The sequence below is a fragment of the Levilactobacillus parabrevis ATCC 53295 genome (genome assembly GCF_001434055.1).
Lineage (GTDB): Bacteria > Bacillota > Bacilli > Lactobacillales > Lactobacillaceae > Levilactobacillus > Levilactobacillus parabrevis.
Genome location: NZ_AZCZ01000017.1, coordinates 1 through 19,228, shown reverse-complemented (window position 1 = coordinate 19,228; position 19,228 = coordinate 1). Strand labels below are relative to the sequence as shown.

Genomic DNA, 19,228 nt, shown 5'->3' with positions numbered 1-19,228 from the left:
CTGAAATGCCCGTGTTAGGCGTTCAAATCCTTTTCGTCCGGATCGATCATTAAAGCACCGGCCGCAATTTCTTCGAGGGCCCGGCCAATCGTCTTAGGCGACTTGTAGTCGGTCAACAGTGGCTTAGCGCCGGCATCGAGTTCGTGTGCCCGCTTGCTAGCCAACATAATCAAAGAATACCGTGAATCCACTTGTGCCAATAAATCATCAACTGAGGGATAAAGTAGCATTATTTATTCGTCTCCAATCATTTGTTCGTAATCCGGCATGACCCGGGTTACCCGTAACCGTTCACTGCGAATAATCATTTGAATCCGATCAACTGCCTTGTTGACTTCGTCGTTTACCACGGCGTAGTCGTAGTTGCGCATCATTTGAATTTCACCAACGGCCTTTTTGATTCGTTTGTTAATGACGTCCATGGCGTCAGTTCCCCGACCAATCAACCGGTGCTTCAATTCCATCAAGTCAGGCGGCGTCAAGAAAACAAAGACGGCATCAGGGCAATTTGCCCGAACCTGCATGGCACCGTTGACTTCGATCTCCAAGAAAACATCCTTGCCTTGATCCAAGGTCTCATTAACATATTTTAACGGGGTGCCATAGTAGTTGTCAACATACTTGGCGTATTCCAGCATCTGTCCGGTCCGAATATTCTCCTCAAATTCCTCTTTGGAGACAAAGTAATAGTCGACACCGTTGACTTCGCCCTCACGCGGTTTCCGCGTTGTCATCGAAATGGAGTAAGAAAAGTCGGTCGCGCCGGTCTCAAACAATGCCTTACGCACCGTTCCCTTACCAACACCGGATGGACCTGAAAGCACAATGAGCATTCCACGTTTAGCCATCGTTTAAAAATCCCTTCAATAAAAATTTAATTATGACACCGTCACCACTGGCCACCGTGTCGTTTAAAGTCAATCATCTTTGACTTCAGCTATAATCTATAGGTTACTATATTACCACTATTTAGGAAGAAATACTCCCCTTAGCACCGAAAACGTTGAAAAAGTTCCGGTTCAGCGCTTAAAGCAGCTGTTCGGGGTGTCAGCAACCATTTCCACACTAAAGTCTAACCCGTTATCACTAATATTCAGAACAGAAAAAGTCATGTCAGGCTCACAAGTCACTGATATCACTGGTTTAGCGGCTCGTTAACTACCTGAAAGATTAAGATAATCGCAAATCGCGAGAAAAAAGGCTTGCAATATCAAACACGCGTTCGTATAATGAAAATACAAACAAACGTTCGAGGTGATCAGCATGCAAAACTTAATTACTAATGGCACGACTGCCCTGTCTGATCGGGTAGCAACCGCGTACAAAGAACTCTTCAGTGACTTGCCAGTGATTAATGGCCAAGTCGTTTATCCGCAGATGCCCGCCTTTCAATTAAACTACTTTATTCAGCAAGCACTCGACCGACACTACTTAGTCCGACTCCAATTTAAAGCCGCTACGGATGTGGCCCCTGCCACGGTCATCGGCCATCTGAAAGAAGACGCCGCTGGTCACCTTATCCTCAAGCAAAGTCGGGCCTTAACGACCATCGTTACCCCCGGTCTCTTACGCTCAGTCCAACGCGCTCGTTAAACTTTATAATCACAAAGTCCCCCTGGAACAGCTCATGTTTACAACAAGCTCTTCAGGGGGACTTTTTTTCTTACTTTGAAGTGAACCACTAGTATAGAAAAACTGACCTCACACAGGTTATCTGAATGAGATCAGTTCTGTAAAATTACTTATCACTTAACGTGAGTCCTCCGCCACTGTGAAGCGGCGAGACTCAAGCCTAAGATTAAGAAGCCAATCAGCATGGCTAACAAGCTACGTTGCCCGTTAGTTCGCGGTAAATAACCATTGGCATTGGTACGAGGCTTAGTAGCCTTAGAAGCCGTGTTAGCCGTTGTGCCGGCTGCGGTTCCACCGTTACGTGGCGTGGTAGAACTAGAGTTGCTGGACACTACGTTAGCTACCGTGGTGCGCTTGGCTTTAGTGGATGAAGTACTCGTGGAACTGGTGTTGGAGCTACTAGAATTGCTGGAGCCATCTGAACTATCGGAAGAATCAGATTCTCTGGAATTGCTAGAGCTATCACTAGAAATATTGCTAGAACTGTCACTAGAACTATTGTTGGAACTATCGCTAGAGCTGTCACTAGAACTACTGCTGGAACTATCGCTAGAGCTATCACTAGAACTACTGCTGGACTCTTTTAGCTTGTCACTTGCACTGACACTTAAGTCATCTGGACCATCATTTGCAGTAATTGTTGCCTTATACGGGGTCGAATCCACTGCATAACCATCCGGAGCCGAATTCTCTACATAGGTATAACTTCCAGGAGCCATATTTTCCCAGAATATTTGACCATTTTCATCAGTGGTTCCTTGATACTCTTTTTTATTTGAACTCGATTTTGAATTCGTTAACGTATAAGTTGCTCCTTTGAGGCGCACCCCATTAACGCCAGTCTTAGTTAAAACAATTGTACGGCGATAACCTCCTTGATACTCACCATAACCACCCCAAAAAAAGTTTTTAATCATTTTGGCCGGATTATCCGCCGCTCCGGTACCATTTTCAGTTCCTTTATCACCAGTTGTCGGATTGGCACTTATCATGGAAACACCATTGCCCAAGGAACCACCTGAACCGGATAAACTATTAGACACCGTCGACGTATACCAAATTGTAATTTCTTTAGAATCTATATTGGGAAATTCAAATGTAATGATCTTGCCACTCGAATCCACAGATACTTTAGGCGTGTACTTTACAGCTTCTGAATCTGATTCATTAGTACCATCTGGATCTTTTACTTGCAAAACTGTGATTTTATCTTTGTCCGGATCATACGTTTGAAAATCTCCCAAGGTATCAGTTAACGTAACTTCACCCAAATTTTGGTGTAATGAATTGAAGTCAATATCCCAGGTCGTCTGTGTCGGAATTCCAGCACTACCCCGGGATTCCTGAACCCAACCATTCTTTGTAATGACCGCATTCCCAGATGCCGTGTTCTCAGCGGTTCCACCCGCATAAAATGACAATGTTCCGTGACGATTGTAGTTATCCTTGAGATCCTTTGTAAACTCAATATGGGCCGTTGAATCAGCTCCACCTTCTCCCTTCTTATCAACAACAAGCGAAGCAACCTCTTCGTTTGTTGAGAAATCCGTAATGGTCACTGAAGAACCGGAAGCGATACTTGGGCTACAGCCGGCAGGCAATGTCACTGTCGCCGTGTCACCCTCATTGATTGTCACACCATTATTTATAGTCCAGTTATAATGCAGATAGTAATTTTCACCCGACTCAAGAGTGGAATCAGTCGGAATCGTTTGCCATATTCCGCCATCACCTGTCTTATTTATTTCAACAGCACTAGGTCCATCTAGCCCATTCATAAGGGTCGTAACATCATCCGCTTGTGCTCTTATCTGCCCACCACTCACTAAAATAACCAGTCCAACTAATAAACTAACTCCCAATAATCCAATTCTTTTCCACATGACGCACACCTCTACACCGTTTTTGTTTGCTAAATCAATTATATATCAATCATTAATTTAATTTAAGGGGTAATTTGTAATAGCATTAAACTAAGTTGTACACAATAATAAAAGCCGTTATCAATCACCTGATAACGACTTTTATTATACACTTATTAGTTTTTAGTTTTGTGATGGGAATCCTTGACCTCATCGGCTAATTTTAACAATTCATGTGCGTGTTCCAACGCAAGCTTCGTGACTTGAGTTCCTGCCGACATCCGAGCCAATTCATCCACTCGGCTAGATTCGTCTAAACGTGTTAGGGAAGTTTCGGTGCGGTCTGCGACGACCTGCTTGGCAATGAAGTAGTGGTGATCCGCCATCGCAGCGACTTGTGGTAAGTGTGTGATACAGAGCACCTGTGACGCCTGCGCAATCCCACTGATTTTTTCGGCAATGGCCTGAGCCACCCGACCGCTGACACCGGTATCGACCTCATCAAAAATAATTGACGTAATGCCCTGCGACTCAGAGAAGATGGTCTTCAATGCCAGCATGATCCGGGACAGTTCCCCACCGGACGCAATCTTGGCTAATGGTCGCATGGCTTCACCCGGGTTGGTCCGCAGGTAGAATTCCACGTGATCTAACCCCGTACTCATCAGTGACTGCGTCTTAGAACGGGTGAAATGCACGGCAAAGACGGTCTTATCCATATACAAATCGGCCAATTCGCCGTGAATGGCTTTTTCTAAGCGCTTAGCTGCCTCCTGCCGAGCCTTGCTCAGCTTCTCCGCCAACTTCAACAGCACAGACTCTTGACTAGCAACCCGGTCTTCCAGATCATCCGCCGTCTCATCGGTTGACTGCATCTGCTTGAGCTCGGCAGCAATCTTGTCGTAGTAACTGAGGACTTGTTCTTCGGAGTCGCCGTACTTGCGCTTCAACTGATTGATGACGTCCAGACGCCGTTCGATTTCATCCAAACGGCCCTCGTCCCATTCCAACAAGTCCAGCTGCGAGGAAACATCCCCCACGGCATCGCTCAACGCGTAGTAGGCCGTCTCCAGACTCGATGCAATCTGCTTAAATGCCGGATCAAAGTCAGCAATGGCCTGCATCGACTGCATGGCACTTCCAATTTGATCATTCGCGCCGGCACTGGTCTCTTCACCGGTTAAAATAACCTGCGTCTGTTGGAGGGCGTCATTGATCTTTTGGAAATTATCTAACCGGTCACGCTCCGCCACCAGCTCATTTTCTTCGCCAGCCTGCAGCTGAGCCGTTTCAATCTCGTTGACCTGAAATTTTAACATGTCGAGGTGTTGGGCCCATTCCTTCTCGTTGGCCCGCCGACTCTCCAGTGTCGCCTTGAGTTGCGTGTACGCTGCGTACTTCTGCGTGTAATCCTCACGTAACTCGGCTACCTTGTTTCCGGCGAACTCATCGAGCATCCCCAAGTGCTTCTCTGGTTGCATTAACTCCTGGTGCTCATTCTGACCGTGGATATCGACCGCCGTTTCACCAATTCTCTTCAGAGTATTGGTATTGACTAACATGCCATTTACGCGACAGGTGTTGCGCCCATTGGCGTGAATCTCCCGTTGGAGAATGACGCTACCGTCATCATGATCGATACCCAGTTCATCCAACACCCGGTAGGTCGTCCCGCCGGTTGGAAAAACAAAGCTCCCCTGAATAATGGCCTTATCGGTACCCGTCCGCACAAAATTGGCCGAGCCTCGACCGCCAGCCAGTAAACCTACGGCATCAATAATAATCGACTTCCCGGCACCTGTTTCCCCGGTCAAGACCGTCATGCCATTTTTAAAGGCCACATCCAGTTGATCAATAATGGCAAAATTTTTAATCGACAGCTCCTGTAACACGTTCTGGCCTCCCAAATTTAAAGCAAATATATTCGTTCTCGTTAATTTTATACGTGATTTTTGAATATTAAATGACTGTATATTTTCAGTCTACAGACTCTATTTTATAACTTTCTCAGCCAGAACACGACCCAGCCAGCAAAAGTTCAGGAATTAGTCAACTACTCACTTAGACTAAAACGACCACAGCTGCTTCGTCAGCACTGTGCTGGTCGGTCAGTCGTGGTCGGTTTCTTAGTCCGCAATCATGCGGTCAATCGTCTCTTCTAATTGTAGTGCGCCCTTATGGGAAACACAAACGGTCAGCACGGAACTATCGTCACCGACCGTGCCAAACACGAACTCATAGCGCATCTGATCCAGCAGTGAAGCAATCACCGGACCGTTACCTGGCAACACCTTCAGGATAGTAAACTCACCCTGCACGGCGAAGGAGACGTAGGCGTTTTGCAAAGTCCGTTGCAACTTCTTCTGCGTATCAATTTTCTTTTGGACCGGAAGGCTGTAACGATACCCACCCGATTCGGCAGGCAGCTTAACCAGTTGCATCTCCTTAATATCCCGTGAAATCGTCGCTTGCGTGACATGAATGCCATCGGCTTCCAGGAGATGGACGAAATCCTCCTGCCGTTCGATTTCTCGTGAGGTTAATAAGCGTTTGAGTAATTGCTGGCGTTCTTGCTTCTTCATACCTGGCCCCCCTTTTTCTCTGATAAAAAATGCATAATCTTATCATATACCAGACCTAAGTATTTGGAAAGCAAATTCTCATAGTTTTCTCATAAACTAGTGATTTAGGCCCTCATAGGCAGCATCAATCGTCTGTTCAACGGAAACTGAACTTGCACAGACTGCATTTTTATCAACCGAACGTAAATGCACCAGGAACTCAATGTTGCCTTCGCCCCCCTTGATTGGGGAAAAGTCCAGGCCAAGGACACTGTAGCCAGTCGCTACCGCAAAGTCAATAATCCGCTGAACCACGGCGGTATGGACGGCACGGTCACGGACGATTCCGTGACTGCCGACATCCGCTCTGTCCGCCTCAAACTGTGGCTTGATCAAAGCCACCACGTCGCCGCCAACGGCAATAATGTTTTTCAACGGTGGCAAGATCATCTTTAACGAGATAAAGGACACGTCGATCGAGCTAAACGTCGGCTGACCGCTGGTAAAGTCGGCTAACTTACTGTAGCGAAAGTTGGTATGCTCCATGACGATGACCCGTGGGTCTTGGCGCAACTTCCAGACGAGCTGGTTACTACCGACATCCAAGGCGTAGCTGAGCTTAGCACCATTTTGCAGCATCACGTCGGTAAACCCCCCGGTCGATGACCCAATGTCTAAAACGACGCGGTCGGTCACGTCGATTTTGAAGACATCGAGTGCCTTGGCCAGCTTAAAACCGCCCCGCGAAACGTAGGGTAACGGATGGCCCTTCAAATGGAGCTCTGTATCCGCCGAAATCATCGAACCCGGCTTGTCCAGTCGTTCCTCGTTGGTTCCCAGGATCTCACCCGCCATAACGGCGCGCTTAGCCTCGTCTAACGACGTAAACAGGCCCTGTTCAACTAATAAATCCGCAACGCGTTTCTTCTTCATGCCTTCACCCGTTTCGTATCAAAGTAACTGAAAAATGACGCCAAGAGGTCACACCCCTCACCGGCGGGCAAGGCGGCTAACGCCTGCCGACCAGTCTGAATCGTGTCGATCAACGCCTGGTTCGCTTCCGCTAAGCCCAGCTTACCCGGATAGGTATTCTTGGCTTCGCCAGCGTCTTTTTGCGTGGCCTTGCCCAACTCGGCTGCTGTTCCAACCACGTCGAGAATGTCATCGTAGATCTGGAACGCCAGTCCAAAGGCATCGGCAAATTGCAGGTACGGTGTCCACTGCGCTTGTGGGGCTTGGCCGATAATCAATCCGGCCTGCACCGCATAGTGAAGTAGGGCCCCGGTCTTTTCCCGGTGGAGCACGCGTAGCTTAGCCAGTGGCAAATCCACATGTTCGGACTGCACGTCCTTGGCCTGACCCGCAACCATGCCGCCAGGACCGGCCGCAACGGCCAGTGCTTGCACCAACTGAGCCTGCGTTGTCGCCGGCAGATCCGTCGCGGTCAGCCATTGAAAAGCCAACGTCAACAGGCCATCCCCGGCCAGAGTCGCCATCCCTGCGCCAAATTTGACGTGGTTAGTCGGTTCCCCGCGACGGAGATCATCATTGTCCATCGCCGGTAAGTCGTCATGGATCAAGGAGTAGGTGTGTAACAACTCGAGAGCCATGACTGGCCGCCAATCACGCTCCTCATCAAACGGAACATTCAGAGCTTGTAATGTAGCGACCGTCAGCAATGGCCGCAATCGTTTGCCACCAGCCATGACGGAATAAGCCATAGCTTCAGCCAACCGCGGGTCACCACTATCCTGATCGATGGCCGCTTGTAACGGTGCATTTAGCCGTGGCACCCAGGTCGTTTCAAATTGTTTTAGCCGCGTATCAATCGGCATCACCTGTGCCCCCTTGTGGCGTCTCGAAAGCTTGTTCTTGATCGTTATCATCCATCATCGTAGCTAAGGTCTTCTCGGCCCCTTGCAGGGTACTCTGCAGGTCCTTACTTAACGCTACACCCTTCTGAAATTGCGAGAGTGCCTGTTCCAAGGGAATGTCTCCCTGTTCCAGCTGAGCAACGATATTTTCTAAAGTCGTTAAATTTTCTTCAAAGGTTGGTTTTTGTTCTTCACTCATGTTAATCCTCCGATGTTGGTTGAATGTCAGTAATATCCGCAGTTGCGGTGCCATCGCTCAAGTGAATCGTAGCGGGTCCGGTCTTCAAATCAGCCGTCTGCCGCACCACGTGATCATCTTGCGTCACGTAGCTGTAGCCACGCCCCATAATCTTCAGTGGGCTCAGATAGTCCAAGCCGTTGATCAGCTTGCCCACATGTTCTTGGCGATCGGCCAGATACCGTTTGGCCTCGCTATTGAGCCGTTCGGCCAGTTGCGCCACCGTCGTCCGGTCGCGTTGCACTCTAGCCAGTGGATTATGGCTCTGCAGGCTCTGCTGGGCCAACTGGTAGCGCTGCTGCGTCTGTTGCAATTGCGTCCGCATATTACGTGCCAGGCTCTGTTGTGCATGATCCAACCGCTGAACATAAGTCTCATACAGGCGTTGCGGCTGCCGGAAAACGTAAGCGGCCATCAGTTTGTTGAGGCGTTCCTGTTGGAAATTAATTCGATTGGTCATGGCATTATACAGCCGTGTCCGTTGCTGTTGCAGCTTGACCACTTCATCGGTCAAGACGGGTACAGCCAATTCAGCCGCGGCGGTTGGCGTAGCCGCCCGCACGTCCGCGACCAGGTCGGCAATCGTCGTATCCGTTTCGTGACCAACGGATGAGATCACCGGGATCTGGCTTGCCGCAATGGCCCGCGCCACCGTTTCTTCGTTGAATGGCCAGAGATCTTCGATGGAACCCCCACCACGACCAATAATCAAGGTGTCATAGGTTCCAGTCGCATTCACCCGTTCGAGTTGCCGTACCAAGTCCGGTGCCGCGCCATCCCCCTGAACCACTGCGGGGTACAGCACAATCTGCGCGATGGGGTAACGCCGCCGCGTGGTGGTAATGATGTCGCGAATGACCGCCCCACTAGGACTCGTGATGACCGCGATGCGTTTGGGAAAACGCGGTAACGGCCGCTTAGGTGCTGAGAATAGCCCTTCATCGGCTAACTTTTTCTTCAATTGTTCGTAGGCCTGATAGAGTTGACCAATACCATCGGGCTCCATCCGTTCTACGTAGATCTGGTACTGACCAGTGGGTTCGTACAGGGAGATCCGTCCGGTGACCAGGACCTTCATCCCGGTTTCCGGCGTAAACTTCAGCTTCTCAAACGCCGAGCGAAACATGATGGCACTGATTTTAGCGTGGTCATCCTTCAAACTAAAATACTGGTGAGCGTGTGGTCGCAGGCGAAAGTTTGAAATTTCCCCCGTCAGGTAGACCTTACCCAGGTAGGGGTCCACCTCAAATTTGCGTTTTAAATACTGGGTTAGCGCCGTGACTGTTAAGTAATCAGTTGCTGCCAAGTTGCTCACTCCACTCACATAAGTCTACCGTCTGCTGCATCAACGTGGCAATCGTCATCGGACCCACGCCACCCGGAACCGGCGTAATTGCGCCAGCCCGGTCTACGGCGGCATCAAAATCAACGTCGCCGGTCAGCTTACCATTTTCATCGCGGTCCATCCCCACATCAATGACAATGGCCCCGCGTTTAATATCATTGCCTTTAATCAAGTGGGTCACACCGGTCGCCACGACTAGAACGTCGGCAGTCCGGGTGATCTCTTCCAAATGTTTTGTATGCACATGCGCCACAGTTACCGTCATGTCGGCATTCAGTAACATTGCCGCCATTGGCCGCCCCACGATCATGCTACGACCAACAACCACGGCCCGTTTGCCACGAAGATGCTCATTCAGGCTAGCCAACATCGTCATGATACCACGCGGCGTACATGAGACCGGATAATGCCCCGGTAAGTTAGCAAAGAGCCGCCCCACGTTCAGCGGATGGAACCCATCCACATCCTTCTTAGGATCGATGGCAGCCACGACTGCCTGCTCGTCCAACCCCATGGGGAGTGGCGACTGGACCAAGATGCCGTGGATACTGTCATCGTGGTTATATTCGTTCACAATAGCGAGGAGTTCGGCCTGACTGATAGTTGCGGGAAGTTCCCGTACCACGGACTTAATGCCCAACTTAACGGCCTTACGGTGCTTATTCCGCACGTAAATGGCGCTGGCCGGGTCATCGCCCACGATAATAACGGCGAGACCGGGAACGGCCCCCTGCTCTTTCAGTGCGGTGACCCGCTGCTGGGTCTGCGCGTTGAGGTCCTTTGCGATCTGTTTCCCGTCGATAATGATTGCCATGCGACTTGTCCTCCCCTAAAATTCAAAGTTACTTTCCATTTTAGCATACCTTATCTGAAAACGGGGATGGTATCCGTTCTCACAACAAAATCTATATTTTTGGCGTATTTTATGGTTACTTTGATCCTATCAGTCGACCACATTCATTGGAAAATTGGGGCTACCGTCCAAAATTATTGCGTTTATCACAAGAATTAATTCTCTCTATTTCCGATGTCCGCCGAGTCATCAATCTCACCAGCCATCTCGCCCTTTTCAATGGCATCAGTTCCACTCGTCACCACCGACCGACCATGGACCACACCATCAGTATTTCAGCAATAGCTAAGCTAACGCCCGACACACTGCCACCGCCGTTTTTGGTTCGCAGATCCACCACCACTGACAACAGCGACAAGTCATAGCCGCAGGCGGCCAGGGGTGCAGCCGGCCGTGACGGCGGTGTTACGCCGGGCGCTCGGTTCTTCCCGGGGTTACAGCGCGGGACGAGCTTTAAGCCATGCCCGAACCTGGCATGGCTTAAAGTCGAGGTGCGAGACCGCTCCACAGGCTCGCACCGGTCCCCACAGCAGGCGGAACCCCTGGCAGCCGAAGGCGGTCACTTTTCTCCACAGTCATAGCTCGTACGTCTGCAAACAAAAAACCGGCCGTCCCAAAAGGACAGTCGGTCTCTTAGCTTAAGCTTGTGAATCAGCGGAATCGCCGTCCAGAGTATGGGCGAGGACCCCGTTGATGAAGCGCCGTGAACGGTCGTCACTGAAGTTCTTGGCTAATTCCAAGGCTTCGTTAACGGCAACTCGGTTCGGCACTTCTTCCACGTGCGCGATTTCAAAGAAAGCGATACGCATAATGACCAGGTCGGTCTTTGCGATCCGCTTTAATTGCCAACCGGTACTCAAGTACTGGTCGATTTGGGCATCCAACTCGGGTTGGTTTGCCAAAACACCTTGCACTAACGTGGTCAGGTAGGCGGGCACGGGAACGGTTTGGTTCGGGTCATCGGTCAGAACACGTTGGTACAACGCGTCTTGATCAGCTTCGGGATTGGCGTTCAATGCAAAGAGCATTTGAAATGCGCGTTCCCGAATTTGATGTCGTGTAAGTGTCACTATTGGTCACTGTCTCCTTCATCGCTCTGGTTGAACAGGTTATCTGGATCAACCTGTTGCGCCGTCTTTTCGGGAATGACGCCTTCCACGTGAACGTTTACTTCACGTAAATCGAGGTCCGTCATGAACAACAATTGTTGCTTCACGCTATCTTGAATGGCCAAGGCAACCTTGGGAACCGCTACCCCGTAATTCAAGTAAACGTACACATCAACTGCTAGTTCGTCGCCATCAAACACGAGCTTAACGCCCTTACCGTGTTGTTCTTTGCGACCCAAAAGCTCCGTGACGCTGTTTGCCAGTGAACCACGCATCCGCGCAACGCCTTCAGTTTGGCTAGCCGCAATGCCGACGATGATTTCGAGGACTTGTGGCGCCACTTCGATCTTACCCAGTGCGGGTTCCTTTGATTCTAAAATGATATTAGTATCTTCTGCCATTCGTTGACCCTCCCTTACTGTTTAAACGTATGAAAACTTAGGCACGAGAAATGTAGGTACCATCAGTCGTGTTGATGGAGAGCTTGTCGCCTTCGTTAACGAAGAATGGCACTTGAACGACTAAGCCAGTGTTCATGGTAGCAGGCTTGGAACCACCAGAAGCGGTGTTCCCCTTGATACCAGGTTCAGTAGCCGTAACTTCCAAAACAACGGTGTTTGGTACTTCGATACCGAGAACTTCGTTACCAAATTGTACCAAGTCAACGTTCATGTTTTCTTGCAAGTAAGGCAATTGTGCCTTGATTTGGTCGTCAGACACTTCGATTTGTTCGAAGTTGTCCGTATCCATGAAGACCCGGTTGTCAGCGTCTTCGTAAAGGTATTGCATTGAACGCGTTTGGATGTCAGCGCGTTCCATCTTAGCACCGGCACGGAAAGTCTTTTCTTGCACAGCACCCGTCCGTAAGTTCTTTAGCTTTGAACGAACGAAAGCGCCACCCTTACCTGGCTTTACGTGTTGGAATTCAACGATCCGCCAGATTGCGTGATCGACTTCGATAGTTAAACCATTTTTAAAATCAGCAGTAGAAATTGCCATAATGTTGTCAGCCTCCTAAAATATGTCCTCTTTATAATATCAATTTTTACCCATAAAAAGCAAGATGAGCGTGTGACTTACAGAATAATTAAATTCCGTGGTGCCGTCGTCAGCGTCTCGTGACCCTCTGGCGTCACCAATAAATCGTCTTCGATCCGCAGACCACCCTGATCCGCAAAGTACACACCAGGTTCGACCGTAATGACTTCATTAGCTGCCATCACGTCGGGCCAGCCACGACCAATGTTCGGCCCCTCATGAATATCCAGTCCAATACCATGGCCGGTCCCGTGAATGAAGGCCTCGCCGTAACCCTGTGTGGTCAGGTAGTCGCGTCCGATTTTATCGAGCTCGCCACCGGTCACACCGGGTTTGACAGCTGCCATGATCTTTTCCTGGGTCGTTTGAACGGCCTGATAAGCTGACTTGAGCAGCTCACCGGGGTCACCCAACGCCACCGTCCGGGTGACATCAGACGTATACCCGTCCACGTAGAAGCCACAGTCGATAGTGACCATGTCATGATCCGCCAACAGTTTGTCGCTGGCAGACCCGTGCGGCCAGGCCGACCGTTTGCCACTCGCCACGATGGTATCGAAGCTCGTACCGGTCGACCCGTGGTCACCCATCCACCGTTCCAGCCATTGTGCGGCTTGCCGTTCGCTCATGCCCACGTGGAGCTGATCAAACAACGCCGTCACCCCTTGACTGGTCAAGGCAGTGGCCTTGCGAATCGCCGCAATCTCAGCCGGTTCCTTGATCTGCCGTAAATTATCCACGACGCCAGCCAACGGCACGATGTCCGTCCACAGATGCTCGTCTAACCACTGATACTCGTTCAAGGATAAACTATCCTCAATTCCGAGTACGGTGGCCCCTACGGCCTGTAAATGGTCGTTAGCGGCCTGCAGATAGTCCCGCGTGATTGCTAGTGGCATGTCTGGAATGGTTGCCTTCAATTCCGTCAGATACCGAGCATCGGTAATGAATACGGCATCCTTAGCCGTTACCAAAAGATAGCCATCGCCACCCTCAACGCTCGCACCAGCTAGATACTGCTGGTTGCTTGCACTGGACACCAAGAAACTATCGATACTGAGCCGGTCAAACTGTGCTTGTAACCGTTCGATTCTAGTCGACATCAACTCAACCCCTTTGCTATTTTAGAGATGAATTTGATTCTGGTAAGACTTTCACCGTGTAGCTGGGCAACGCCCACAAGACCCCATTGTCCCAACTATCAGCGATAAAAGCCGTCGTCTTGCCTGACGACTTCCCTGGTAAGCGTACCATTTTATAGGAAAACGGCAACCCCTGCTAGAGAAATCACCGGCCCGTGCGCCGCCCATCGTAACCAAAAAAGATATGTAGCTGGCCCAAAGTCGACCAGTTTCTTCAGTTGCGATGAGCGGCCACTGACAGCCAGTTCGAGAAACGTTCATCACCACCAGCTCACACGAGCCTGACGGAACGCCTTTCATTTTAGAGAGAGAAAGAAGAGCTTAAAGCGAATTGGTCTCGCCTCAAGCTCTTCAGTCGTACGAGGAAAACCTCGTGTTATTTAGCTACTTCTTCAGTAACTGGGTATACGGATACTTGACGCTTGTCACGGCCAAGACGTTCGAATTTAACAACGCCAGCAACCTTAGCAAACAAAGTATCATCCCCACCGCGGCCTACGTTCACACCAGGGTAGATGTGCGTACCACGTTGACGGTAGAGGATAGAACCACCGGTAACAGTTGAGCCATCAGCAGCCTTCGTCCCAAGACGACGACCAGCAGAGTCACGACCGTTAGCAGTAGACCCACCACCTTTATGGTGAGAGAAGAATTGTAAGTTCATGTTCATCAGCATAAGTTTCACCTCCGCAAATTAATCTTTGGTTTCTGCGAATTTAACAAAATCCGCGTAATTTGTGGCGACATCTCTTAACCCATCCGCAAAACTCTGGAGGAGCGTTTGTCCCTTAAGTTCAGCCGTTGCTTCCAGCTTTGGTGGGAGGTGGACTTCCAGAAAGCCACCTTCCTGATCGCGGTTGTCGACTTGCACCGGAATCTTAGCGATTCGTTGCAAGCTGTTGACGGTCGTGATCGCAAGCACCGATACTGCGGCACAAACAATGTCTTGACCATACTCACCTGAGTCAGCATGGCCAGTGATTTGGAATGAATCGATTCGGTTAGCTCCGTGATGGAACGTCGCGTGAATCATCGAGATCGCCTCTCTTTAATCTTTAGGCTTAAGCGTTGATAGCATCAACGACAACCTTGGTATATGGTTGACGGTGACCCTTCTTCGTATGTTGGCCCTTCTTGGCCTTGTACTTGTAAGTAACAACTTTCTTTTCCAGACCCTGCTTTTCAACAGTTCCAGTAACAGTTGCACCTGCAACAGTTGGCGTCCCGATCTTAGGCGTTTCGCCACCGACAAAGACAACTTGGTCAAAAGTAACCTTTTCACCAGCTTCAACGTTCAACTTTTCGACGTAAACAGCTTGGCCTGCTTCGACCTTGTACTGCTTGCCGCCAGTTACGATAATTGCGTACATGTGTGTGCACCTCCTTATAATTTTAGACTTAGACTCGCCGAAAACAAGTGCTCCGCAAGCGGAAAACTTAATGACTTGTCCCGAGCGGTTGCAGCTGTGGAAGTCCACAAATACAACATGAAAATTATACTTGATAGGATTTCTCACGTCAAGCTTTATTTTCAATTCGGGTGAAAACAACGACCTGTTTTAAATTAGAACGTTATCGCTATAGGCCGAAACACCTGACGCTTACTTCTCCAGGTTACACGTGATGAACCACTCACGTAGCCGCGTTGCTTCGGGGCTGGGCAACAGTGCCGCAAAGCTACGGCCCAGATGGCTATAACTGAAGCGCCGGTCATCGGCCAGCCACTGCATGATCATCCCCATGAAAGCAGACGCCAGATAGCTGGCCGGAATTTCGTTTTCCGTCATGTGAAAGTTTTGTTGTTTCCCCTCAAAGTTCAAACCAAACTGGTACAGCTTCTGAATCAGCGTAGCCAGTAAATATTCCCGGAAATGTGGGAACTGGGTATCAAACAATGTGGCCAGAATCTGATGGTGCTTGTCCGCATACTCCAGTGCAGCATTCAGATCAAATCCGGTCACCTGTAAAACGCCTGCAGCCGTATTGGTGTCAGTAACCGCCGTAATCGTTTCAGCGTGAAAGAACCACTCGTCCACGACCTGTCGCTCCGTTTGCAGGAGGAAGTCGGCCTTGTCTTTGTAGTGGAGATAAAAGGTACCGCGGGTAATCTGAGCGGTCTTCGTCAGTGTTTGCACGGAGACTTCCCTTAACTGATGATCTTCAAGTAAAACACTTAGGGCTTGACGTAGCCGTTCATTGGTCCGAACGACCCGTGGATCGACGTGACTGATAAGAGTCCCCTCCCTTTTGGTTCATGAAATTTATAAATATTCAGCCGTAACTGTCAGTCTTCGATAATTTAAAAGTTTTAGGACAGTTACGATTACATATAGAACTATTAGGTAATAGTGATGTTAATCAATAGTTCTTAACACATAGCTCTTGCATTTTAACAGTCCCCACTCAAAAATGCCAGCAGTCTTCTCCTAATAATCGCGACTGTTACCATATTTGACACACGGTGCCCATAACAGCCCACATTCCTACCGAGGACACCCTCGTATACTATCAACCAGTCTGTGAAAAGCTTAACTTCTCCTGAAGACGCAAAAAGGACCGGCGATTGGGCGATCCTTTTGAACTGTTGCTATTCTAATAATCATTTGCCTGACGATCCAGGTTAACTTTGCGTTTTTCTTCATAAGCCGTTTGAATCTCATCTTGGCTAAATCCGAAATCCACAAAGCCCCACTTCAAGAATAGCCGCCAAGCGTGGCGGAAATCTTCTTGTCGGTGGTCAAAGTGGCTGTTAAATAACATGCGCTTTAGAATTAAGTATTGTTGATCAAGGTCCTTAGCTGGCCGACTCTTCTCCAGCCCCTTCAGGTCCTCCTCGGTGATCATAATCAGATGCGTCCAGGTTTTCTTGGCCGCGACCAGGAAGAAAAAGTCCATGGCATCGGTATACTCCGTCAGTAAGGTCTGGCGTGGCGTTTGGCCTTCATCAGCCTTACCACGATGCGTCTTCCACACCTTGAACCACTCGGACGTGTTGGCCGTTTCAGCCAATTCGACATCCAGTGCGACGTAGGCGTTCTCGATTTGAACCTTCCGGGGAAGTTCAATGTCTCTATCCCGGGTAATCTGTTCATCTAAGGAGATGGACTGCTGTACCAGTTTTGCTAGTTCTAACACCGCGTGAACCCCCTATTCAAAGACGAGTGGGTCTGACTTAATTTCCAGATCCGTCAGATTTTCTAAGTACCAATCCCGCATGAACGGGTATTTCAGTAGCACATCGAACCAGGAAATCTTCTGATCATCATCATGGACGGTCAAGACCCATTCGGGCTGACCTTCCAATTGATTATTGAAGATATCCACGACCACGTTGTTATCCAACGCGATTTCGGCCCCGTTACCATTCACACCGTTCGTCAGCATGTAGTCGTTCTTAGCGGCCGTCACAAACAAGCGGTCGACGATACCTGCTGGCAAATCTGCGGCCCGAACTGAATAGTTCTGGCGGTTAGCAGCGTCCAAGATGTTAAAGTCCACGGAATAACCGTAGTCTTCCTTCAAGTAACGCGCAAAGTCCAATAATACCTGAACGGAGGTCTTAACCGTTTCGGCCGGAACCGTCTCGTGCAGGTCAATGATGAAGAGTTGGGTCAACGCATGACTGTTGAAGCGGAACATCTTGCGTTCCAAGTTCAGGTAGAACAAGGATTGACCGGTTGCCCGTTCACGGTAGAAGACCCCACCATTTTCGGAGGATTCTACGCGGAAACTAAAGGTTCCCCGATCGCCTAACGTCGTCAACTGTTGCGTCAACTCTTCACGGTGATCACGTGACTGCAAGATCACTTGGCTACCCTGATCGTGCAATTCCAACATCCGTGACATGAATAACAGGTAGTAATCGGCATTACTATATTGGTGTGGAAATGTAACGTAGTCGGAGTCCAATTGAAAGTCGGCGAGTTGCGTGGCCGCACTAACCAGTTCATCAGCATCGGTCGTCCGAATCAACTGGTCCATGAGTTTCGTAAAGGTCAACCCGGTTTGCAGGCCGTCCTTGATGGCTTCGTTATAGTTCAGTAGGCGGCCGCTCGTGGTTAACGTGGATGGATCGTTTTCGTTAATCATCGACTGTCACCTCACCCTCGCTCTTACCCAATAGGCTGTTCAAGTAATCGGCATACAAGCTAGCATTGTGAGCCTCGAAATGTTCAAAATCATCAAATGCATCGCGAATGCTTTGCTTTTCGTAATTCAAAATCGTATCTTCCTTGGACAAGACCAGAATCTTATCGTCGTTTTCCTTGATCTGTTTGTGGGCGTTCAGAGCCTTTTCGTCCTCGTCCGCCAGCTTCGTCAATTGATCGATAATTTCTTGGCGTTCGCCTTTAACCTTGCCAGATTCCCATGGCATGCTGCTCTTGCCACTGTTTTCCTTCAACTGGTCACGCAGCTTAGTCTTCTCGTTGTCCCGCGTTGCCTGAGCATCGACTAATTCCTGTAGCTTTTCGCTTTCAGCGGAAACAGCTTCAATCTTTGACGTGTTCAAACGTTGGCCTTGGCCCTCCAGCCCGAAGGAATCGCGGAGCTTTTGGTATTCGGTCTTGTCAAACTCAAAACGAACATTGATGACGTCTAGGTCACCAAATAATCGCCGGTCCCACCAGTTACCAAAGTAAATGTGGAACATCCCCGTCGTAAATTCTTCGTAGTAAAAGAACGGGTAAATGTGGCCTAAATAATCGATTAAATTGTCACTCAAATAATGGCTAATTTGGGGATGAATGTTGTCGACCAATTCGGCTAAATGGTTCACGGACCGGTTAGCACGGGTCTTCTTTACTTCTTGGTAGTAGCGAACTTGATCAAGAAGTTCGTAGATTTTTCGGTCATCGCCATGCTGAACCGCTGCCTGCATCGTACTTAAGTAATCGAGTTTACCTGCGATTACCTGCGTCAGGGCATCGGCTGCATTGGCTTGCTGTTCTTGATTTTCCATGGATTATCCCTCATTCTCATGTTCCCCAGCCTGTGCTGAAAACATTTGGTTATACGTTCATGTTACCAAAAAACGCCGCAGAATAAAGCAGTTTCGCCCAATTTCGCCGGAAAACAATGAAATTTTTAAAATTTTTGAGTTTGTTTGCCACATTGCTGATGGGATTGTCGAGACTGGTCGCCTGCGGCTGTCAGGGGTTCTGCCTGCTGTGGGGACCGCCTGCAGCCAAAGTACTGGCTTCCGGCTCGGTTTGAAACCTCGCCAAGTTCAGGCGAGTTTCCAAACGCGTCCCACGCTGTAAGACCGGGGGAAATCAATCACCCGGCCTAACACCGCCGTCACGGCCGGCGCCATCCCTGACTTCCTCCGGCTTGGATTCAGCATTAATGCAACAAATCCTTTCAAATTCTCTCAAATTCAAAACAAGTCCTTCGCATCATGTCGATTGCTATACTCACGACTAATTTTAGTTTAAAACACCAGCTACTGACTGACGAATCCAATAACTTACCAATCGATTAAATGGCAAGCCAATTACGTAACTCATTAATGCATCTAACAAACATTTGATACAAAAGTTTATCAAGCAAAAAAGGTTCTAAAATATCTGTTGT

The 19,228-nt window shown here is 49.3% G+C and carries 22 protein-coding genes and 1 other annotated feature; of the genes, 1 reads left to right on the top strand and 21 read right to left on the bottom strand.

What is annotated here, in order from left to right; genetic code table 11:
- Positions 1-14 precede the first annotated feature (14 nt).
- Both rpoZ and gmk read right to left on the bottom strand, forming a co-directional pair.
- Entirely contained in the window at positions 15-230 is a 216-nt protein-coding gene (rpoZ, locus tag FD07_RS06005) for a DNA-directed RNA polymerase subunit omega (RefSeq protein WP_020089007.1), read from the bottom strand.
- 3 nt (positions 231-233) lie between these two features.
- Entirely contained in the window at positions 234-848 is a 615-nt protein-coding gene (gene gmk / locus FD07_RS06000; protein WP_020089008.1) for a guanylate kinase, read from the bottom strand.
- Positions 849-1,263: 415 nt separating this feature from the next.
- Here gmk and FD07_RS05995 point away from each other — a divergent pair, with 415 nt between their 5' ends.
- Positions 1,264-1,593: a hypothetical protein gene (locus FD07_RS05995; protein ID WP_020089009.1), complete on the top strand. Its 330-nt coding sequence runs from the start codon at positions 1,264-1,266 to the stop codon at positions 1,591-1,593.
- Between the two features lie 152 nt (positions 1,594-1,745).
- Here FD07_RS05995 and FD07_RS05990 read toward each other — a convergent pair whose 3' ends face one another.
- The 19 genes from FD07_RS05990 to FD07_RS05900 form a co-directional block, all read right to left on the bottom strand.
- Entirely contained in the window at positions 1,746-3,515 is a 1,770-nt protein-coding gene (locus FD07_RS05990; protein WP_057161932.1) for a prealbumin-like fold domain-containing protein, read from the bottom strand.
- 155 nt (positions 3,516-3,670) lie between these two features.
- A complete protein-coding gene (gene recN, locus FD07_RS05985) occupies positions 3,671-5,386 on the bottom strand; it encodes a DNA repair protein RecN (RefSeq protein WP_020089011.1) in 1,716 nt (571 codons plus the stop codon).
- A gap of 234 nt (positions 5,387-5,620) precedes the next feature.
- Positions 5,621-6,076, bottom strand: a complete 456-nt coding sequence (locus tag FD07_RS05980) for an arginine repressor (RefSeq protein WP_020089012.1) — start codon at positions 6,074-6,076, stop codon at positions 5,621-5,623.
- A 96-nt stretch (positions 6,077-6,172) separates the two neighbouring features.
- Positions 6,173-6,988, bottom strand: a complete 816-nt coding sequence (locus tag FD07_RS05975; protein WP_020089013.1) for a TlyA family RNA methyltransferase — start codon at positions 6,986-6,988, stop codon at positions 6,173-6,175.
- A complete protein-coding gene (locus tag FD07_RS05970; protein WP_020089014.1) occupies positions 6,985-7,890 on the bottom strand; it encodes a polyprenyl synthetase family protein in 906 nt (301 codons plus the stop codon). The genes FD07_RS05975 and FD07_RS05970 overlap by 4 nt, the downstream gene beginning before the upstream one ends.
- A complete protein-coding gene (locus FD07_RS05965) occupies positions 7,880-8,128 on the bottom strand; it encodes an exodeoxyribonuclease VII small subunit (protein ID WP_020089015.1) in 249 nt (82 codons plus the stop codon). The genes FD07_RS05970 and FD07_RS05965 overlap by 11 nt, the downstream gene beginning before the upstream one ends.
- 1 nt (position 8,129) lies before the next feature.
- A complete protein-coding gene (gene xseA, locus FD07_RS05960) occupies positions 8,130-9,473 on the bottom strand; it encodes an exodeoxyribonuclease VII large subunit (protein WP_020089016.1) in 1,344 nt (447 codons plus the stop codon).
- The gene (gene folD, locus FD07_RS05955; protein ID WP_020089017.1) at positions 9,460-10,326 is read right to left on the bottom strand and encodes a bifunctional methylenetetrahydrofolate dehydrogenase/methenyltetrahydrofolate cyclohydrolase FolD; all 867 of its coding nucleotides are present in this window, start codon (positions 10,324-10,326) and stop codon (positions 9,460-9,462) included. The genes xseA and folD overlap by 14 nt, the downstream gene beginning before the upstream one ends.
- Before the next feature lie 677 nt (positions 10,327-11,003).
- Positions 11,004-11,435, bottom strand: a complete 432-nt coding sequence (nusB, locus tag FD07_RS05950; protein ID WP_020089018.1) for a transcription antitermination factor NusB — start codon at positions 11,433-11,435, stop codon at positions 11,004-11,006.
- Positions 11,435-11,875, bottom strand: a complete 441-nt coding sequence (locus FD07_RS05945) for an Asp23/Gls24 family envelope stress response protein (RefSeq protein WP_020089019.1) — start codon at positions 11,873-11,875, stop codon at positions 11,435-11,437. Before FD07_RS05945 ends, nusB begins: the two co-directional genes overlap by 1 nt.
- 37 nt (positions 11,876-11,912) lie before the next feature.
- Entirely contained in the window at positions 11,913-12,473 is a 561-nt protein-coding gene (gene efp / locus FD07_RS05940) for an elongation factor P (protein ID WP_020089020.1), read from the bottom strand.
- Positions 12,474-12,550: 77 nt separating this feature from the next.
- Entirely contained in the window at positions 12,551-13,615 is a 1,065-nt protein-coding gene (locus tag FD07_RS05935) for a M24 family metallopeptidase (protein ID WP_020089021.1), read from the bottom strand.
- 415 nt (positions 13,616-14,030) lie between these two features.
- Complete coding sequence (gene rpmA, locus FD07_RS05930) at positions 14,031-14,324, bottom strand: 50S ribosomal protein L27 (RefSeq protein ID WP_027825933.1); 294 nt, start codon at positions 14,322-14,324, stop codon at positions 14,031-14,033.
- Positions 14,325-14,348: 24 nt separating this feature from the next.
- A complete protein-coding gene (locus FD07_RS05925) occupies positions 14,349-14,687 on the bottom strand; it encodes a ribosomal-processing cysteine protease Prp (RefSeq protein WP_020089023.1) in 339 nt (112 codons plus the stop codon).
- A 28-nt stretch (positions 14,688-14,715) separates the two neighbouring features.
- Entirely contained in the window at positions 14,716-15,024 is a 309-nt protein-coding gene (rplU, locus tag FD07_RS05920) for a 50S ribosomal protein L21 (protein ID WP_020089024.1), read from the bottom strand.
- A gap of 20 nt (positions 15,025-15,044) precedes the next feature.
- Positions 15,045-15,124 (bottom strand) — a sequence feature (ribosomal protein L21 leader region).
- A 131-nt stretch (positions 15,125-15,255) separates the two neighbouring features.
- A complete protein-coding gene (locus FD07_RS05915; RefSeq protein ID WP_020089025.1) occupies positions 15,256-15,789 on the bottom strand; it encodes a TetR-like C-terminal domain-containing protein in 534 nt (177 codons plus the stop codon).
- 457 nt (positions 15,790-16,246) lie between these two features.
- Positions 16,247-16,789 carry a dUTPase gene (locus FD07_RS05910; RefSeq protein ID WP_020089026.1) on the bottom strand — a complete coding sequence of 181 codons (543 nt, stop codon included), beginning with the start codon at positions 16,787-16,789 and terminating at the stop codon, positions 16,247-16,249.
- Positions 16,790-16,801: 12 nt separating this feature from the next.
- On the bottom strand, positions 16,802-17,743 hold the full coding sequence (locus FD07_RS05905) for a hypothetical protein (protein WP_020089027.1): 942 nt from the start codon (positions 17,741-17,743) through the stop codon (positions 16,802-16,804).
- Positions 17,736-18,614: a hypothetical protein gene (locus tag FD07_RS05900; protein ID WP_020089028.1), complete on the bottom strand. Its 879-nt coding sequence runs from the start codon at positions 18,612-18,614 to the stop codon at positions 17,736-17,738. Before FD07_RS05900 ends, FD07_RS05905 begins: the two co-directional genes overlap by 8 nt.
- Between the last annotated feature and the right edge of the window lie 614 nt (positions 18,615-19,228).